This is a genomic window from Azotobacter chroococcum, assembly GCF_004339665.1.
Classification (GTDB): domain Bacteria; phylum Pseudomonadota; class Gammaproteobacteria; order Pseudomonadales; family Pseudomonadaceae; genus Azotobacter; species Azotobacter chroococcum.
This window is the reverse complement of the sequence record NZ_SMMU01000011.1, coordinates 78,360-93,684: the sequence shown is the minus strand read 5'-3', so window position 1 is coordinate 93,684 and position 15,325 is coordinate 78,360. Positions and strand designations below refer to the sequence as shown.

Below are 15,325 nucleotides of genomic sequence, written 5' to 3'. Positions count from 1 at the left end.
TTACCTTTATTGTTCTTGTGGTCTGCCAGCGCCCCGCAGCGGGACGGCGGCGAAGCAGCGGAATGGGGAAATGCAGCGCGGCCCCGCCGGACCGCGCCGATCGACTCAGGCCGGCGCGCCCTGCCCGCGACGCCGGCCAAGCAGGTAGAACACCGCCACGCCGGCCAGCACCAGGCCCGGTGCCGAGGCCAACATCACCCCGGCGCTGCCGAAGCCCAGCGCCAGCATCTTGCCAGCCACCAGCGGGCCGCTCATGGCGCCCAGGCGGCCGACCGCCACCGCGCTGCCGACGCCGGTGGCGCGCACTTCAGTGCGGTAGAACAGCGGCGCCAGGGCATAGAGCACGCCCTGCCCGCCGGTGGCGAACATGCCGGCGGCGAAGCCGGCCAGCAGCATGCTGGCGAACGCCTCGGACAGCCCGAGCGCCGCCAGTGCGGCGAGCAGGCCGAGATAGATCAGCCCGGCCATCGCCAGCGGCCGCAGACGCTCCATCAGCACGCCGAGCATCAGGGTGCCGACCGCCGCACCGATCTGCAGGGAGAACATCACCCAACTGGCCTCCCTGCCGGTGAAGCCCTGCCCCACCAGCAGGCTCGGCAGCCAGCTGATCAGCATGTAGACGACCATCAGGGTGAAGAAATAGGCGCCCCACAGCAGCAGGGTGGGCAGCGCACTGCCGTTGCGGAACAGGCCCTCGACGACCGGGACAGGAGCGGCCAGGGTTGCCGACTGCTGGCGGGCGCGGAAGGCCGCCGACTCCGGCAGCCAGAAGGCCAGCAGCGGCAGCACCAGCAGCGGCAGCACGCCGCCGACGTAGTAGACCAGTGTCCAGTCGGCGGAAAAGCCGGCGATACCGATGGCGGCCGCCAGCGCCGCACCCAGCGGCACGCCGCAGTACATCAGGCTCACCGCGGTGCCGCGCAGGCGCTCGCCGGCCGCTTCCGAGCACAGCGCGATCAGGTTGGGCAGCGCCGCGCCGAGACCGACTCCGGTCAGCAGGCGCGCCGCCAGCAGGCTGTAGAGCTCCCAGGCATGGGCGGTGGCGATGGAGAACAGGCCGAACAGCGCCACCGAACCGATCAGTACCCACTTGCGGCCGATGCGGTCGGCCAGCCAGCCGCCGACCAGGGCGCCGGGCAACAGGCCGAGGATGCCGGCGCTGAACACCCAGCCCATGTGCAGCCTGTCCAGACCGAAGGCCGCGGCCATGCCCGGCGCGGCGATGCCCGGCGCCTGGAAGTCGATGCCCTCCAGCACCGCGACGGAAAAGCACAGGGCGATGGTCAGCCAGGTTCGCCGGGCGTCCTGTTCCGCGTCTGCGGACGCCAGGTGTTGCGAGGTGTAGGTCGTCATTATTGTTGTACCTATGGTTTGTGGGGGACGTACGCAACCGGCCGGCGGCCCGGAGGCTGCCGGCGCAATCTCGGCTTTTCGGGGTCAGCGCTTGAGCAGATCCAGCGCCACGTCGACGATCATGTCTTCCTGACCGCCGACCATCCGCCGCCGGCCCAGCTCGACGAGGATGTCCACGGTGCTCAGGCCGTATTTCTGCGCCGCCACCTCGGCATGGCGCAGGAAGCTCGAGTAGACGCCGGCATAACCCAGCGCCAGGGTCTCGCGGTCGACCCGCACCGGGCGGTCCTGCAGCGGGCGGACGATCTCGTCGGCGGCGTCCATCAGGGTGTAGAGGTCGGTGCCGTGGTTCCAGCCGAGGCGCTCGGCCGCGGCGATGAACACTTCCAAGGGCGCGTTGCCGGCGCCGGCACCCATGCCGGCGAGGCTGGCGTCGATGCGGTCGCAGCCCTCCTCCACCGCGACGATGGAGTTGGCCACCCCGAGCGACAGGTTGTGGTGGGCGTGGATGCCGGTCTGGGTCGAAGGGTCGAGCAGATCCTTGACCGCGCGGAAGCGCTCGCGGATGTCCTGCATGCCCATCGCCCCGCCGGAGTCGACCACGTAGATGCAGGTGGCGCCGTAGCTTTCCATCTTCTTCGCCTCGACGGCGAGGTTCTGCGGGCTGGTCATGTGGCTCATCATCAGGAAGCCCACGGTGTCCATGCCAAGCTTTCGCGCGTGCTCGATGTGCTGCTTCGACACGTCGGCCTCGGTGCAGTGGGTGGCCACCCGGACGATGCGCGCGCCCGCCTTATAGGCGTTGTCGAGGTCATGGACGGTGCCGATGCCGGGCAGCAGCAGGGTGGCGATCCGGGCGTGGGTCACCACCTCGGCCACCGCCTCGATCCATTCGAGGTCGGTATGCGCGCCGAAGCCGTAGTTGAAGCTCGAGCCCTGCAGGCCGTCGCCGTGGGCGACCTCGATGGAGTCGACTTTCGCCTGGTCCAGCGCGCGGGCGATGGCCTGCACGCTGGCGATCGAATACTGGTGGCGGATCGCGTGGCTGCCGTCGCGCAGGGTCACGTCGGAGATGTACAGCTTCTTGCCGGGATTGAAGGTCATGGCGGGTCTCCTTACGCGTTCAGCATCGGCTGGGACAACATGGATTGCGCCATGCGCTCGGCGGTGGCCAGCGCGGCGGAGGTCATGATGTCGAGGTTGCCGGCGTAGGCCGGCAGGTAGTGGGCGGCGCCCTCGACCTCGAGGAACACCGAGGTCTTCAGCCCGGACAGGTGCCCCAGGCCGGGGATGTTCAGCGGCGCGGCGTCGGGGATCACGTCGAACTGCACCCGCTGCTTGAGGCGGTAGCCCGGCACGTAGGACTGCACCGCCTGGGCCATCTCCGCGATGGAGGCCTCCACCTGCGCCTGGTCGGCGAGATCCGACAGCACGTAGACGGTGTCGCGCATGATCAAGGGCGGCTCGGCCGGATTCAGCACGATGATCGCCTTGCCCTTCTGCGCCCCGCCGATCACCTCGATGGCCTTCGAGGTGGTCTCGGTGAACTCGTCGATGTTGGCGCGGGTGCCCGGGCCGGCCGACTTGCTGCTGATCGAGGCGACGATCTCGGCGTAGTGAACCCTGGCCACGCGGGACACCGCGGCGACCATCGGGATGGTCGCCTGGCCGCCGCAGGTGACCATGTTGACGTTGGTCTCGTGGAGGTTCTGCTCCAGATTCACCACCGGCACGCAGTAGGGACCGATGGCTGCCGGGGTCAGGTCGATCATGCGCAGACCGGGCTTGAGGCCACGGAGGAACACGTCGTTCTTCACGTGGGCGCCAGCCGAGGTGGCATCGAAGACGAAGTCGATGTCGGCGAACACCGGCAGGCGGGTCAGGCCTTCGACGCCCTCATGGGTGGTGGCCACGCCGAGGCGCGCGGCGCGGGCCAGGCCGTCGGAGGCCGGGTCGATGCCGACCATCGCGCCCATTTCCAGATGCTGGCCGTGGCGGAGGATCTTGATCATCAGGTCGGTGCCGATGTTGCCGGAGCCGACGATGGCGACTTTGAGTTTTTTCATGATTGTTTTCTCTGCTGCAGTCGGGACGGGGACGGGCTCATGCAGCGTCGAAGCTGACACCGACCTGACCGATGCCGTCGATCTCGGCCTCGAAACGGTCGCCGGCGGCCACGCCGACCATCGGCCCGAGGGCGCCGGTGAGGATCAGGTCGCCGGCCTTGAGCGGCTCGCCCAGGCGGGCCGTGGTGCGCGCCAGCCACACCGCGGCATTCAGCGGATGGCCGAGGCATTCGGCGCCGCTGCCGCTGGAGACTTCCTCGCCGTTGCGGGTCATGCGCATCGCCGCCTGGCGCAGGTCGACGTCGGCCAGCCGGCGCGCCGGCCCGCCGAGCACGAAGCAGCCGCTGGAGGCGTTGTCGGCCACGGTGTCGACGAAGCGGATGTTCCAGTCCTGCACGCGGCTACCGACGATTTCCAGCGCCGGCAGCACCCAGCCGGTGGCCTCGACCAGTTCGGCGAAGGTGGTGTCGGCGCGCGGCAGGTCCTTTTCCAGGATCAGGGCGATCTCCGCCTCGATCTTCGGCTGCAGCACGCGGCCGAACGGCACCACCTCGTTGTCGCCGTAGCCCATGTCGGCGAACAGGGTGCCGAAGTCCGGCTGGCCGACGCCGAGCTGCTTCTGCACCTTTGGATTGGTCAGGCCGATCTTATGGCCGACCACGCGGCGGCCGGCGGCCACGGCCTGGGCGACGTTGAGGCGCTGGATGGCGTAGGCGGCCGTGCCGTTGTCCTCGCCGATCAGTCCGCGCAGCGGCTCGACGGCCACCCCGCTCGCCTCGGCCCCGCGCAGGGCGGCGGCCAGTTGTTCCAGGGTCTGTTGGGTCACGCTCATGGAGTACCTCGCAGGGTGCGGGCTGATCGAGCCGAAGCCGGCGACGCCGTTTCGTAGGCTGGCGGGTATACGCTTGGGCTCATTGTTGTTTCCCGCAGGGGGCTTTCCGCCATCGGGGGCGAGTATAGGAACGCCGCCAAAACCCCTACAATGAAAAACAGGACCACTGTGCACTAAGTGCACTCGATTGTTTTTAAAAGAGTTTTCAGCAGACATGAGCAGCGAGCGCGATACCGAATACAAGACCGTGCGCGGCCTGACCCGCGGCCTGCAGATCCTCAACGCCCTCAACCGGGTGGACGGCGGCGCCAGTCCGGCGAAGCTGGCCGAGCTGACCGGGCTGCACCGCACCACGGTGCGGCGCCTGCTGGAGACCCTGCAGGACGAGGGCTACGTGCGGCGCAGCGAATCGGACGACAGCTTCCGCCTGGGCATGAAGGTGCGCGAACTGAGCGAGGGCTTTCGCGACGAGCAGTGGATTTCCGCGCTGGCCGCACCGCTCCTGGCCGAGCTGCTGCAGGAGGTGGTCTGGCCGACCGACCTGTGCACCCTGGACGTGGACGCCATGGTGGTGCGCGAAACCACCCACCGCTTCAGCCGGCTGTCGTTCCATCGCTCGATGGTCGGCCGCCGCCTGCCGATGCTGCTCACCGCCACCGGCCTCGCCTATCTGGCCTTCTGTCCGGACGCCGAACGCGAGCGCATCGTCGAACTCCTGGCCAGCCGCGACGACGAGCAGGGGCGCCTGGCACGCGACCGGTCCGGCCTGGACAACCTGCTGCGGCGCACGCGCCATCGCGGCTACGGCGAGAACTACGGCAGCTGGAACAGCGAGGAGAGGATTGCCGCCATCGCCGTGCCGATCTGTGGGGAACAGCGGGTCTACGGCTGCATCAACCTGGTCTACGTGGCCAAGGCGATGACCATCGAGCAGGCGGCGAAGCGCTACCTGCCGGCCCTGCAGCGCTTCGCGGCCACCGTCGAACAGGGCATCCGCGAACGCGAGCAGGCCGGACCGGTGCTGGCCGGCAACTGAGCCCGGCCGGTACGGACAGTCCGTAGGAGCCAGCTTGCTGGCTCCTACGGAGGGTCGAGCCACCCGCTCAGTGGGTCAGGAAGTCCAGCACCATGCGGTTGAACTTGTCGGCGTGCTCCCACTGTGCCCAGTGGCCGCAGCGGTTGAACACGTGCAGTTCGGCGTTGGGCAGGCCGGCGAGCAGGCGCAGGCCGGTGTCCATCGGCACGAAGCGGTCGTTGCTGCCCCAGACGATCAGGGTCTGCGCGGTGATCTCGGCAAGGCGCGGAGCGAAGTCGGGGAACTGCCTGGGGTTGGCCGCCAGGCTCGCGACGAAGTTCTCCAGGTGGTCGCGGCGGCTCAGCATGTTGTCGAGGCGGGTCTGGAACAGCTCCTCGGTCAGCTCGCTGGTGTCGTAGACGAAGACGCTCATCATCTTCTTCAGGTTGTCGATGGTCGGCTCGCGGTACAGCCCCTGCAGCAGCTTGATGCCCTCGGTCGGCATCGGCGCGAAGGGGCTGGCGCCGCCGGTGCCACCGCCCATCAGTACCAGCTTGCCGACCCGCTCGGGGTTGGCCAGGGCGAAGGCCACCGCGCTGTGCCCACCCATGGAGTTGCCGATAAGGTGCGCGCGGTCGATGCCGATGGCGTCGAGCAGGCCCTTCAGCGCGCGGGCGTTGAGGTCCGAGCGCGAGCCGCTGCAGACGATGGGATCGCTCTTGCTCCAGCCCGGGCAGTCCATGAGGATCACCCGGTAGCCGGCGGCGACCAGCGGCTCGAGGTTGCGGTTGAAGTTGGCCCAGCCGCTGGCGCCGGGGCCGGAGCCGTGCAGCATCACCACGGTCTCGGCGCCCGCGCCACAGTCGTTGTAGTGCAGTTGCAGGTCGAGATCGCCTTCCCTAATGCGGACGAACTGGCTGGTGGAGGCTTCGGTCAGGGCCTGGGTAGTTGCCGTCATGTCGCGTTTACCTCGGTTCGGTTCAGGGGGCGAGACGGCGGAAAGCGCCGTTCAGGTACAGGAGCGGCTCGCCGCCCTGCTGGCCGCGGGTGGCCAGCACCTCGCAGAGGAAGGCGTGGTGGGTGCTCTCGTCGAAGACCTTGACCACCCGGCAGTCGAAGTTGGCCAGCGCGCCCTCCAGGGCCGGCATGCCGGTGATCAGCTCGTGCCACTGGCCATGCTCGAAGCGCGCCTCGCCATGCACGCCCTCGACCATGCCGGCGAACACCTTGGCCTCGTGCTCCTGATCGCCGGACAGCACGTTGATACACAGCGCGCCGCTGTTGAGGATCGCCTCGCAGGCGGCGACCTTCTTGTTGACGAACACCACCAGGCGCGGCGGATCGACGGTCACCGAGCAGACCGCGGTGGCGGTGAGGCCGAGGCAGACGTCGCCGTCGCGGGTGGTGATGAGGGTGACGGCAGCGGCCAGGTTGCGCATGCCGTAGCGGTGGTCATCGGCGCTGACCAGCGGCAGTCCGGCTAGTTCGGTGTTCGGAGTCCAGTCGAGCAGTTGGTTGATCTCTTTGTTCATGACATTCGCTCTCGCACAGCGGGCTGATGGGGAAAGGCCCGGCGGATGCGCCAGGCCTCGCCGGCGGTTCGACTCAGGCCTTGACGCCGAAGGGATTGACGGCCGGCAGCGGATTGCCGAGCAACTGGCCGCCCAGCAAGTCGCCGATGTTGTCCTGGTTCTGGGTGATGTGGTTGGCGCCGACCAGGATGTCGCGCAGCTGGCGCTGCATCGGGTTGTTCAGCCAGACGCCGCGGGTCGAGGTCTTCTTGAAGATCATGTGCGCCGCCTCGAAGCACTCGCCGCCGGTGAACTGGTTGGTGGCGAAGTGGCGCACGCGCACGTCCAGCGGCACCAGCCTGCCCTGCGAAGCGTAACCCCAGGCTTCCTCGGTGTTGTGCAGCACCCGGCTGGCACAGGCGAGAATCTTCGCCGACGCCTCGCCCAGCCTGCCCCTGATGAAGGGGTCGTTGACCGCGGCGCCGACGGCCTGGTTGAGGTTCTGCCGCGGCACCATGTGCTCGATGTAGAGATCGACCATGCCGCGCGCCATGCCGATGATCACCGAGGACACGGCGGCGTAGAACACGTAGAAGAACGGCATCTTGTACAGGTCGTTCACCTGTCCATGGGAGTCCTGGTCGTAGGCGCCGATCACGTGGCTGCGGTAGGCCGGCACGAAGACCTCCCTGACGATCAGCTTCTTGCTGCCGGTGCCGGCCAGGCCGACCACATGCCAGTCGTCGACGATCTCGAAGTCACTAGACTGGACCCAGAAGGAGCGGAACACCGTTTCGCCGTTCTCGGCGACGCGGCCGCCGAGGAAGGCGCCACCGGCGGCATGGTCGCAACCGCTGGAGGTCAGCCATTCACCGTTGAGCAGGTAGCCGCCGTCGACCGCGCTGACGGTGCCGAACGGCGCATAGGAAGAAGACACCAGGCGACTGTTGTCCTCGCCCCACAGCTCGTCGCCGCAGCGCGGGTCGAGCAGGCCGACCTCGAAGGGGTGCACGCCCAGCACCATCACGTTCCAGGCGCTGGACGGACAGCCGCGGGCCAGCTCCATCAGCACCCTGTTCAGCACGTTGGGGTTCATTTCGTAGCCGCCCCAGCGCCTGGGCTGCAGGATCTTGAAGAAGCCGGCTTCCTGGAAGGCCTGGATGGTCTCGCGCGACACCATGCGCGCCTTCTCGGTGGCGTCGGCCTTCTCGCGCAGCCAGGGGATCATGGCCTCGGCGCGCGCGACGATTTCGGCTTCGCTGGGAATGGAGGTATCGATATGGCTCATTGTTCTCTCCGCGGGTGACGCATTGTTGTTGTGGAGGGCTGCTGCCCGGAAAAGGGCTCAGCGTTGCTCGGCGCTCACCACGCCATAGCCGGCGATCCATTCGTTGATCGGCCGGTAGTAGTCCTGTCGGGCGCGGTAGGCGCCGGTGGCCGCCAGCGCGGCGAAGGCGGCGACCCAGGTACGGATCTCGTGGGTCGAACGGCCGGCGGCCCTGGAAATCTCCTCGACCCTGAAGTCGTCGACCTCGTCGAGGCGGCCCTGCACCAGCAGGTCGATGAAGGCTAGGTCCCAGTCGGTGTTCAGCGGCGTCAGCGGGCAGTCCGCGCTGCCGTAGATCTGGCCGGCGGCGATGGTGCGCGCCTGGCGGGCGGCGCGCGCCTCCGGGGTCGGGTTGCGCCCGGCGATCAGGAACTCGGCGATTTCCTCGGGAGCGCCCGACAGCAGCGGCACCGGCGGTTCGTGGGACAGGCCGCCGGTGCCGAGGATCAGCACGCGCTTGTTCAGCGTGGCGGCGAAGCGGCCGACCGCCTCGCCCAGCTTGCGGATGCGCCGATAGGGCGCGAAGGGCGGTGCCACCGAGTTGATGATGATCGGGATCACCGGGTAGCGGGTCAGGCTGCCGGTCAGCTCCTCGAGGGTCTGGGTGCAGCCGTGATCCACCTGCAGGCGATGCGACAGGGCGATGTCGACGTCGCTGTCGAGGATGAAGCGCGCCATGTCGAGCGCCAGCTCCCGGGGAATCGACAGCGGACCCGGCAGGGTCTGGTAGTCGGCGACCGATTCGGCGGCGGTGGCAATCACGAACGGCGGCATCAGGTCGTAGAACAGGCCGTTGTAATGGTCGGGTGCGAAGATCACGATCAGCTCGGGGTCGAAGGCCTCGACCTCGGCGCGTGCCTTGGCGAGAGCCGCGTCGACTTCGGCGACGACGTCGGCCCCCGGATCGTTCAGGCCGCGCAAGGGCGTATGCGACAGGCATTTCAGTTTGATGGTCATCAAGCCTCCTGGAGCCTTGGGGCGAACAGCCTCCTGCCGGCCGCATGGCCGGAATCCGCAGCGAATCGCCGGTATCGCCCCGTTCGGGCGCCGTCATTCAGCGGGTTGCCAGGTGGGGTTCGCCTCTTGGCTGTTTTTTGTTCGTTTCGGGCCTGGCCATTCTAGGAGCGGGCAAGCGACAGCCCCAAAGGCTATCTGCCCTGTCGTGCACTATGTGCACCTATTTGTTTTAAAAGGATTTTTTATATTTCTGGCGGCTCGGAGAAGCACTCCGAGGCCTTCGAACGAGCGCTGAAGGCGATGGGATGAAGAACACCGAGGGGCGATCGGAAGACACCGGAGCGGGCGGGCCGCCGGAAGCAGGGCCGCGGCGCAGCCCCGGCGCGACTCAGTCCTGCGGACCGAGGGGGAAGAAGGTGCCGTGGCTCCACACGCCCAGCCAGTCGCGGCCGTCGATCCGCCGCGGCTCGGCCAGCTCGACCAGTTGGTAGAAGACGTTGCGGTGGACCAGCGCCTCCAGGTTGGCGCGCACATGCAGGTAGGGCGCCGGCTCCTGGGTATCAGGGTCGAGCGCGACCCGCAGCGGATGCTCGGCGCCGGCCTCGACCTCGTCGCCGACCTGAGTGGCGAAGCGCAGCACCTGGGCCTCGCCGCTACCCTCGACCTGCAGGGAAACCGCGACGAAGGGTGCGTCGTCGACCCGGATGCCGACCTTCTCCACCGGGGTCACCAGGAAGTAGTCGTCGCCGTCACGGCGCAGGATGCCGGAGAACAGCCGCACCAGAGCCTTGCGCCCGATCGGGGTGCCCATGTAGAACCAGTTGCCGTCGCGGGCGATGCGCATGTCGATGTCGCCGCAGAACGGCGGGTTCCACAGGTGCACGGGGGGCGGCCCCCGGCGGCCGCCTTCGGGAATCTGCGCCAACAGGTCGTCGGCCTTGCCTGGATCGCTCATGACCCCTCCTCGGACGGGCGGACAGTGACTCGAAGTCGAATATGATGCCTGACACCACGATTGCAAGACCGCAAGGAGCAAGCCCATGCATGCCATCCACGACGAATTTCCGCAGCTGGCCGGGCTGCGCTACCTCAACCATGCGGCCGTCGCCCCCTGGCCGAAGCGCGCCGGCAAGGCAGTGAGCGCCTTCGCCGAGCAGAACGTGCACATCGGCGCGCGCGACTATCCCCAGTGGCTGGGCATCGAACGGCGCCTGCGCGAGCGCCTGATGCGCCTGCTCAACGCGCCCAGCACGGCAGACATCGCGCTGGTCAAGAACACCTCGGAGGCGCTGTCCTTCGTCGCCTTCGGCCTGGACTGGCAGGCCGGCGAGCAGATCGTCATCAGCGACGAGGAATTCCCCTCCAACCGCATCGTCTGGGAAGCGCTCAGGCCGCTGGGCGTCGAGGTGGTGGCGGTCAGCCTCAAGGGTGCCGATCCGGAGGCCGACCTCTTGGCCGCCTGCAGTCCCCGCACGCGCCTGCTGTCGATCAGCGCCGTGCAGTACGCCAGCGGCCTGCGCCTGGACCTCGAACGCCTCGGCCAAGGCTGCCGGCAGCGCGGCGTGCTGCTCTGCGTCGACGCCATCCAGCAGCTCGGCGCCCTGCCCTTCGACGTGCGCGCCTGCGACTGCGCCTTCGCCATGGCCGACGGGCACAAGTGGATGCTCGGCCCGGAGGGGCTCGGGGTGTTCTACTGCCGCAGCGACCTGCGCGAGCAGCTCAAGCTGCACGAGTACGGCTGGCACATGCTGGAGAACGCCGGCGACTACGACCGCCTGGAGTGGGAGCCGGCACGCACCGCCCGGCGCTTCGAGTGCGGCAGTCCGAACATGCTCGGCGCCGTGGCGCTGGAGAGCAGCCTGTCGCTGCTCGAGCAGGTGGGCATGCTCAACGTCGCCCAGGGGCTGCACGAGCGGATGGCCTGGCTCGAGGAGGGCCTCCGGCAGATTCCCGGCCTGCACCTGCACAGCCCGAGCGATCCCGGGCGGCGCGCCGGCATCCTGACCTTCTCGCTGGATGCCTGGGACAACCAGCAGCTGTTCGAGCGCCTCAAGCACGAGCAGATCGTCTGCGCCCAGCGCGGCGGCGGAATCCGCCTGTCGCCGCACTTCTACACGCCGACCCGGGTGCTCGACGAAACCCTCGCGGTCCTGCGCCAGCTGGCAGCTGGCTAGGTACTCAGCAACGGCGCAGGTATTCCAAAAGCGTTTAAAAAATGAACAGCCCGTACTGGACTGACGCCGATCCGGGGCGATACTTTCCCTACTGACATGGCATTTCCCCCGATGCCAGGCCAGCCGAGGGCATGCGTGGAACGCCTGCCTTCGCTTACTCCTAAATGCTTTTGACCCGGTTTCCTCCCCCAGACTCCGGGTTTTTTTTGCGCGGCAGAAAACTCAGCGCCCGACCCGGGCCAGCGGGAACAGCCGGCGGAAGTTGCCGGTGGTCTGCTCGGCCAGGGTCTCGAAGGGGACGCCGCGCAGCTCGGCGAGAAACTCCGCCACCTCGCGGACGTATTGCGGCAGGTTGGGCTTGCCGCGATGGGGGACGGGAGCCAGCCAGGGGGCGTCGGTTTCCACCAGCAGACGGTCCGCCGGCACCCGCCGGGCCACCTCGCGCAGGGCCTCGGCATTGCGGAAGGTGACGATGCCGGACAGCGAGATGTAGAAGCCGAGATCCAGCGCCGCCCGGGCCATTTCCCAGTCTTCGGTGAAGCAGTGCAGTACGCCGGCCTGCGGCAGCGCCGCCTCGCGCAGCAGATCCAGGGTATCGGCCCGCGCCGCGCGGGTATGCACGACGAGCGGCTTGCCGGTGAGGCGCGCCGCCTCCAGATGCAGGCGGAAGGCCTGCTGCTGCAGGGCGGCGGCCTCCGGCTGGTAGTGGTAGTCCAGCCCGGTCTCGCCGATGGCGACCACCCGCGGATGGGCGAGCTCGCCGAGCAGCCAGTCGAGGGCGGGCACGGCATCGGGCTCGACGTCCAGCGGGTGCACCCCGACCGAGCAGTCCACGTCGGCATGATGCTCGGCCAGCGCCTGCACCGCGGCCGCGTTGTCGGCGCTCACGCCGATGCACAGGAAATGCCCGACGCCCCGGGCGCGGGCGGCGTCCAGCGCGGCCTCCAGGGAACCGCCGTGGGCGGCAAGATCGAGACGATCGAGATGACAGTGGGAATCGACCAGCATGAGGGTTACATCGTGTGGGTGGGGCGGTCCGACTTCAGGGCACCGGCCAGATAGGTTTCGATCTTGTTGCGGGCCGCGTTGTCGCCTTCGGCGAACTGCACGCCGACACCGGCGGCGCGGTTGCCCTGGGCGCCGGGCGGGGTGATCCAGACGACCTTGCCGGCCACCGGGAGCTTTTCCGGCTCGTCCATCAGGCTGAGCAGCAGGAAGATCTCGTCGCCGAGCTTGTAGCTCTTGTTGGTGGGGATGAACAGGCCGCCGTTCTTCAGGAAGGGCATGTAGGAGGCGTAGAGGACCGACTTGTCCTTGATCGACAGGGACAGGATGCCATTACGCGACCCCAGACCAGATGGCATGCTCATGCAGATTTCCCGGCGGCTGACTCAGGCGCCGATTCTAGCCCGGCCCGGGCAGGCTTGCCCACTGCACGAGCAGCGCCTCGAGAAGCAGGGCACGGTTGAGATTGGCCTTGGCGAGCACCTTCTGGCGCTGCGCCAGCAGCCAGTCCTGCACGGCCAGCACCCGGGGCTGTGCGCTCTTCTCCGCCAGATAGCGGACGACCCTGGCCATGTCGTCCAGGCCCAGTCCCCGTTCATCGCCGGTCAGTTGATAGCGCAGGATCAAGAGGCTCCAGTCGCAGAACCAGTCGAACAGCAGCAGCAGCGGCACGCCGTTCCAGGCCTCGGCCAGCTGGCTGGCGCCGGCCTGCTGCTTGAGCAGCTGCTTCACCCCTTCGACCACCCGCGCGCGCTGCTCGCGCACCCCCTCGCCATGCAGGCGCAGGGCGGAAAGCGGCGAGCCACCGGCCAGGACGAGCAGCTCGCCCAGCTCCGCGTCGCTCTGCTCCGGCAAGGCCCCGCGCAGCCAGGCCAGGCTGTCGGCGGCCCCCGGCAGCGGGCAGGCCTGCTGCACGCAGCGGCTCCTGATGGTCGGCAGCAGCCGGCTCGGCTGGTGGCTGACCAGCAGCAGCACGCTCTCCCCGGACGGCTCCTCGAGGCTTTTCAGCAGGGCATTGGCGGCATTCGGGTTCATCGCCTCGGCCGGCTCCAGCAGGACGACCTTGCGTCCGCCGAGCTGCGCCGTCTGCCCGACGAACTCCACCAGCTCGCGCACCTGGTCGACGCGGATCGCCTTGTCCGCCTCTTCCGGCTCCAGCAGGAAATGGTCCGGATGGCTGCCGGCCTGCAGCAGGCGACAGGACTTGCACTGGCCGCAGACCTCCAGGCCGGCCGGGCTCTGGCACAGCAGGCGGGCAGTCAGGCGCTCGGCCAGCGCCCGCTTGCCGATACCGGCCGGCCCCTGCAGCAGATAGGCATGGGCGTGCCGGCTGCGCCCGGCCAGCCGCTGCCACAGCTCCTGCTGCCAGGGATAGGCCTCAGACACCGCGCGGCTCCAGCAGCTGCGGGAGCAGGTCATCCAGGCTGCGCTGGACCTCCGCCAAGGGCCGCCCGGCGTCCACCACCCGGTAGCGCGCCGGATCGCCCGCCGCCCGGCGCAGGTAGGCCTGGCGCACCGCCTCGAAGAAGGCACGGCCCTCCAGCTCGAAACGGTCCAGGCGTCCGCGGGCGGCGGCGCGGGCCAGCCCCACCTCGACCGGCAGGTCGAAGACCAGGGTCAGATCGGGACGCAGGTCGCCCTGCACGAAGTTTTCCAGGGTCGCGATGCGCGCCTCGGGCACCCCGCGGCCGCCGCCCTGGTAGGCGTAGGAGGCATCGGTGAAGCGGTCGCAGAGCACCATGGCGCCGTGCGCCAGCGCCGGACGGATCACTTCGGCCAGATGCTGGGCGCGGGCGGCGAAGACCAGCAGCAACTCGGTGTCCACCGCCATCGGCTCGCTGCTGGGCGCCAGCAGCAGTTCGCGGATGCGCTCGGCCAGCGGCGTTCCGCCCGGCTCGCGGGTCAGCACCACCTCGCGGCCGGCCGCGCGCAGGCCCGCGGCGAGGTAGTCGCGATTGGTGGTCTTGCCGGCCCCTTCCGGGCCTTCGAGGGTGATGAACAGGCCGCTCACGGGTTCTCCTCACTGTCCTGTTGCACGGAGCGCTCCAGCGCCTCGGGCGATGGGCTGGAGCGATAGTCGGCGCGCCGCTTGAGCTGGTATTCGCGAACCGCCTGATTGTGGGCCTCGAGGGTTTCGGAAAAGACGTGGCTGCCGTCGCCACGGGCGACGAAATACAGCTCGCGGCCATCTGCCGGATGCAGTGCCGCATGGATCGCCTCGCGCCCCGGCAGGGCGATCGGGGTCGGCGGCAACCCGGGCCGGAGGTAGGTGTTGTAGGGCGTCGCCGCGAGCAGATCGGCACGCCCGAGCTTGCCGTTGTAGCGCTCGCCCAGGCCATAGATGACCGTTGGATCGGTCTGCAGCAGCATGCCCTGCTCCAGCCGACGCACGAACACCCCGGCGATCTGCTGGCGCTCGTGGGGCACGCCGGTTTCCTTCTCGATGATCGAGGCCATGATCAGCGCCTCGTAGGGAGTTGCATAGGGCAGGTTCGGCGAGCGTTCGGCCCACTCCTCGGCGAGCACCTGCTGCAGGCGCGCATGGGCCTGCTTGAGCAGCTCGAAATCGCTCATGCCGCGCACATAACGGTAGGTGTCGGGAAAGAAGCGTCCTTCGGGATGAGCGTCCGACAGGCCGAGCTGGGTCATCAGCTCGGCGTCGGAAACCCCCGCCAGGGACTGATCCAGCTTGTCTGCCCGGGCCAGGGCGGCCCGCACCTGGCGGAAACTCCAGCCCTCGACCAGCGTGAGGTTGTACTGCACCACCTCGCCGCGCTGCCAGAGGTCAAGCAGTTCGACGGCGGTCATGCCCGGCTCCAGGCGATACTCGCCGCTGCGCAGGCCCTGCTCCGACAGATTGAAGCGCCAGTACAGGCGCAGCCAGAAGCTCCCGCGCAGCAGACCATCGCCCTGCAGACGGTTGAGCAGACCACCAGGCGTGGCGCCGCTCGGAACCTCCAGCAGACGCTCCTCGGTGAGTATCAGGGGCTGTTCGAGCGCGGCCTTCTGCTGCCAGACGGCGAACGCCAGGGCCAGTCCGCCCACCAGCAGGCCGCTTTCCAGCAGCAGCAGCCATTTTCGCATC

The 15,325-nt window shown here is 68.6% G+C and carries 16 protein-coding genes; 2 read left to right on the top strand and 14 right to left on the bottom strand.

The features are described 5' to 3' along the window. Window positions 1-105: 105 nt before the first annotated feature. From mhpT to mhpD, 4 genes are all read right to left on the bottom strand, one after another. On the bottom strand, window positions 106-1,353 hold the full coding sequence (mhpT, locus tag EV691_RS11610; protein WP_131297111.1) for a 3-(3-hydroxy-phenyl)propionate transporter MhpT: 1,248 nt from the start codon (window positions 1,351-1,353) through the stop codon (window positions 106-108). Between the two features lie 84 nt (window positions 1,354-1,437). Next, window positions 1,438-2,457 (bottom strand): 4-hydroxy-2-oxovalerate aldolase, encoded by a 1,020-nt coding sequence (gene dmpG, locus EV691_RS11605; RefSeq protein ID WP_131297109.1) that lies wholly within the window; start codon window positions 2,455-2,457, stop codon window positions 1,438-1,440. 11 nt (window positions 2,458-2,468) lie between these two features. After that, window positions 2,469-3,419 (bottom strand): acetaldehyde dehydrogenase (acetylating), encoded by a 951-nt coding sequence (locus EV691_RS11600; protein ID WP_131297104.1) that lies wholly within the window; start codon window positions 3,417-3,419, stop codon window positions 2,469-2,471. Between the two features lie 37 nt (window positions 3,420-3,456). Next, on the bottom strand, window positions 3,457-4,251 hold the full coding sequence (mhpD, locus tag EV691_RS11595) for a 2-keto-4-pentenoate hydratase (RefSeq protein ID WP_131297101.1): 795 nt from the start codon (window positions 4,249-4,251) through the stop codon (window positions 3,457-3,459). Window positions 4,252-4,465: 214 nt separating this feature from the next. Between mhpD and EV691_RS11590 the strand changes: the two genes are divergently transcribed. Further along, window positions 4,466-5,287, top strand: coding sequence for a DNA-binding transcriptional regulator (locus EV691_RS11590; RefSeq protein ID WP_131297097.1), 822 nt, complete (start codon window positions 4,466-4,468; stop codon window positions 5,285-5,287). A 67-nt stretch (window positions 5,288-5,354) separates the two neighbouring features. Here the strand turns inward: EV691_RS11590 and EV691_RS11585 are convergent, their stop codons facing one another. The 5 genes from EV691_RS11585 to EV691_RS11565 form a co-directional block, all read right to left on the bottom strand. Beyond that, window positions 5,355-6,224, bottom strand: coding sequence for an alpha/beta fold hydrolase (locus tag EV691_RS11585; RefSeq protein ID WP_131297093.1), 870 nt, complete (start codon window positions 6,222-6,224; stop codon window positions 5,355-5,357). A 22-nt stretch (window positions 6,225-6,246) separates the two neighbouring features. Continuing rightward, a complete protein-coding gene (locus tag EV691_RS11580; protein WP_131297090.1) occupies window positions 6,247-6,798 on the bottom strand; it encodes a flavin reductase family protein in 552 nt (183 codons plus the stop codon). Between the two features lie 73 nt (window positions 6,799-6,871). After that, a complete protein-coding gene (locus EV691_RS11575) occupies window positions 6,872-8,065 on the bottom strand; it encodes an acyl-CoA dehydrogenase family protein (protein WP_131297086.1) in 1,194 nt (397 codons plus the stop codon). A 57-nt stretch (window positions 8,066-8,122) separates the two neighbouring features. Next, complete coding sequence (locus tag EV691_RS11570; protein WP_131297083.1) at window positions 8,123-9,061, bottom strand: 3-carboxyethylcatechol 2,3-dioxygenase; 939 nt, start codon at window positions 9,059-9,061, stop codon at window positions 8,123-8,125. A gap of 388 nt (window positions 9,062-9,449) precedes the next feature. After that, on the bottom strand, window positions 9,450-10,016 hold the full coding sequence (locus EV691_RS11565) for a DUF1285 domain-containing protein (protein WP_131297080.1): 567 nt from the start codon (window positions 10,014-10,016) through the stop codon (window positions 9,450-9,452). Between the two features lie 85 nt (window positions 10,017-10,101). On the opposite strand from EV691_RS11565, the gene EV691_RS11560 reads away from it, so the two are divergent. Beyond that, the gene (locus EV691_RS11560) at window positions 10,102-11,235 is read left to right on the top strand and encodes an aminotransferase class V-fold PLP-dependent enzyme (RefSeq protein ID WP_131297077.1); all 1,134 of its coding nucleotides are present in this window, start codon (window positions 10,102-10,104) and stop codon (window positions 11,233-11,235) included. Between the two features lie 222 nt (window positions 11,236-11,457). On the opposite strand, the gene EV691_RS11555 is transcribed toward EV691_RS11560, so the two are convergent. The 5 genes from EV691_RS11555 to mltG are packed head-to-tail and all read right to left on the bottom strand — an operon-like array spanning window position 11,458 to window position 15,324. Continuing rightward, on the bottom strand, window positions 11,458-12,243 hold the full coding sequence (locus tag EV691_RS11555; RefSeq protein WP_089167551.1) for a TatD family hydrolase: 786 nt from the start codon (window positions 12,241-12,243) through the stop codon (window positions 11,458-11,460). Window positions 12,244-12,248: 5 nt separating this feature from the next. Next, complete coding sequence (locus tag EV691_RS11550) at window positions 12,249-12,605, bottom strand: PilZ domain-containing protein (RefSeq protein WP_131297074.1); 357 nt, start codon at window positions 12,603-12,605, stop codon at window positions 12,249-12,251. 34 nt (window positions 12,606-12,639) lie between these two features. Next, complete coding sequence (locus EV691_RS11545) at window positions 12,640-13,626, bottom strand: DNA polymerase III subunit delta' (protein WP_131297071.1); 987 nt, start codon at window positions 13,624-13,626, stop codon at window positions 12,640-12,642. Then, window positions 13,619-14,251, bottom strand: a complete 633-nt coding sequence (tmk, locus tag EV691_RS11540; RefSeq protein WP_131297068.1) for a dTMP kinase — start codon at window positions 14,249-14,251, stop codon at window positions 13,619-13,621. The genes EV691_RS11545 and tmk overlap by 8 nt, the downstream gene beginning before the upstream one ends. Beyond that, complete coding sequence (gene mltG, locus EV691_RS11535) at window positions 14,248-15,324, bottom strand: endolytic transglycosylase MltG (RefSeq protein ID WP_131297193.1); 1,077 nt, start codon at window positions 15,322-15,324, stop codon at window positions 14,248-14,250. Before mltG ends, tmk begins: the two co-directional genes overlap by 4 nt. Window position 15,325: the final 1 nt, after the last annotated feature.

Bases quoted from the DNA above. Each gene is read 5' to 3' on its own strand.
- mhpD (WP_131297101.1), bottom strand. From the start codon at position 4,251: ATGAGCGTGACCCAACAGACCCTGGAACAACTGGCCGCCGCCCTGCGC.
- EV691_RS11600 (WP_131297104.1), bottom strand. From the start codon at position 3,419: ATGAAAAAACTCAAAGTCGCCATCGTCGGCTCCGGCAACATCGGCACC.
- EV691_RS11575 (WP_131297086.1), bottom strand. From the start codon at position 8,065: ATGAGCCATATCGATACCTCCATTCCCAGCGAAGCCGAAATCGTCGCG.
- EV691_RS11590 (WP_131297097.1), top strand. From the start codon at position 4,466: ATGAGCAGCGAGCGCGATACCGAATACAAGACCGTGCGCGGCCTGACC.
- EV691_RS11550 (WP_131297074.1), bottom strand. From the start codon at position 12,605: ATGAGCATGCCATCTGGTCTGGGGTCGCGTAATGGCATCCTGTCCCTG.
- EV691_RS11570 (WP_131297083.1), bottom strand. From the start codon at position 9,061: ATGACCATCAAACTGAAATGCCTGTCGCATACGCCCTTGCGCGGCCTG.
- EV691_RS11565 (WP_131297080.1), bottom strand. From the start codon at position 10,016: ATGAGCGATCCAGGCAAGGCCGACGACCTGTTGGCGCAGATTCCCGAA.
- EV691_RS11585 (WP_131297093.1), bottom strand. From the start codon at position 6,224: ATGACGGCAACTACCCAGGCCCTGACCGAAGCCTCCACCAGCCAGTTC.
- EV691_RS11555 (WP_089167551.1), bottom strand. From the start codon at position 12,243: ATGCTGGTCGATTCCCACTGTCATCTCGATCGTCTCGATCTTGCCGCC.
- EV691_RS11560 (WP_131297077.1), top strand. From the start codon at position 10,102: ATGCATGCCATCCACGACGAATTTCCGCAGCTGGCCGGGCTGCGCTAC.
- dmpG (WP_131297109.1), bottom strand. From the start codon at position 2,457: ATGACCTTCAATCCCGGCAAGAAGCTGTACATCTCCGACGTGACCCTG.
- mhpT (WP_131297111.1), bottom strand. From the start codon at position 1,353: ATGACGACCTACACCTCGCAACACCTGGCGTCCGCAGACGCGGAACAG.
- EV691_RS11580 (WP_131297090.1), bottom strand. From the start codon at position 6,798: ATGAACAAAGAGATCAACCAACTGCTCGACTGGACTCCGAACACCGAA.
- mltG (WP_131297193.1), bottom strand. From the start codon at position 15,324: ATGCGAAAATGGCTGCTGCTGCTGGAAAGCGGCCTGCTGGTGGGCGGA.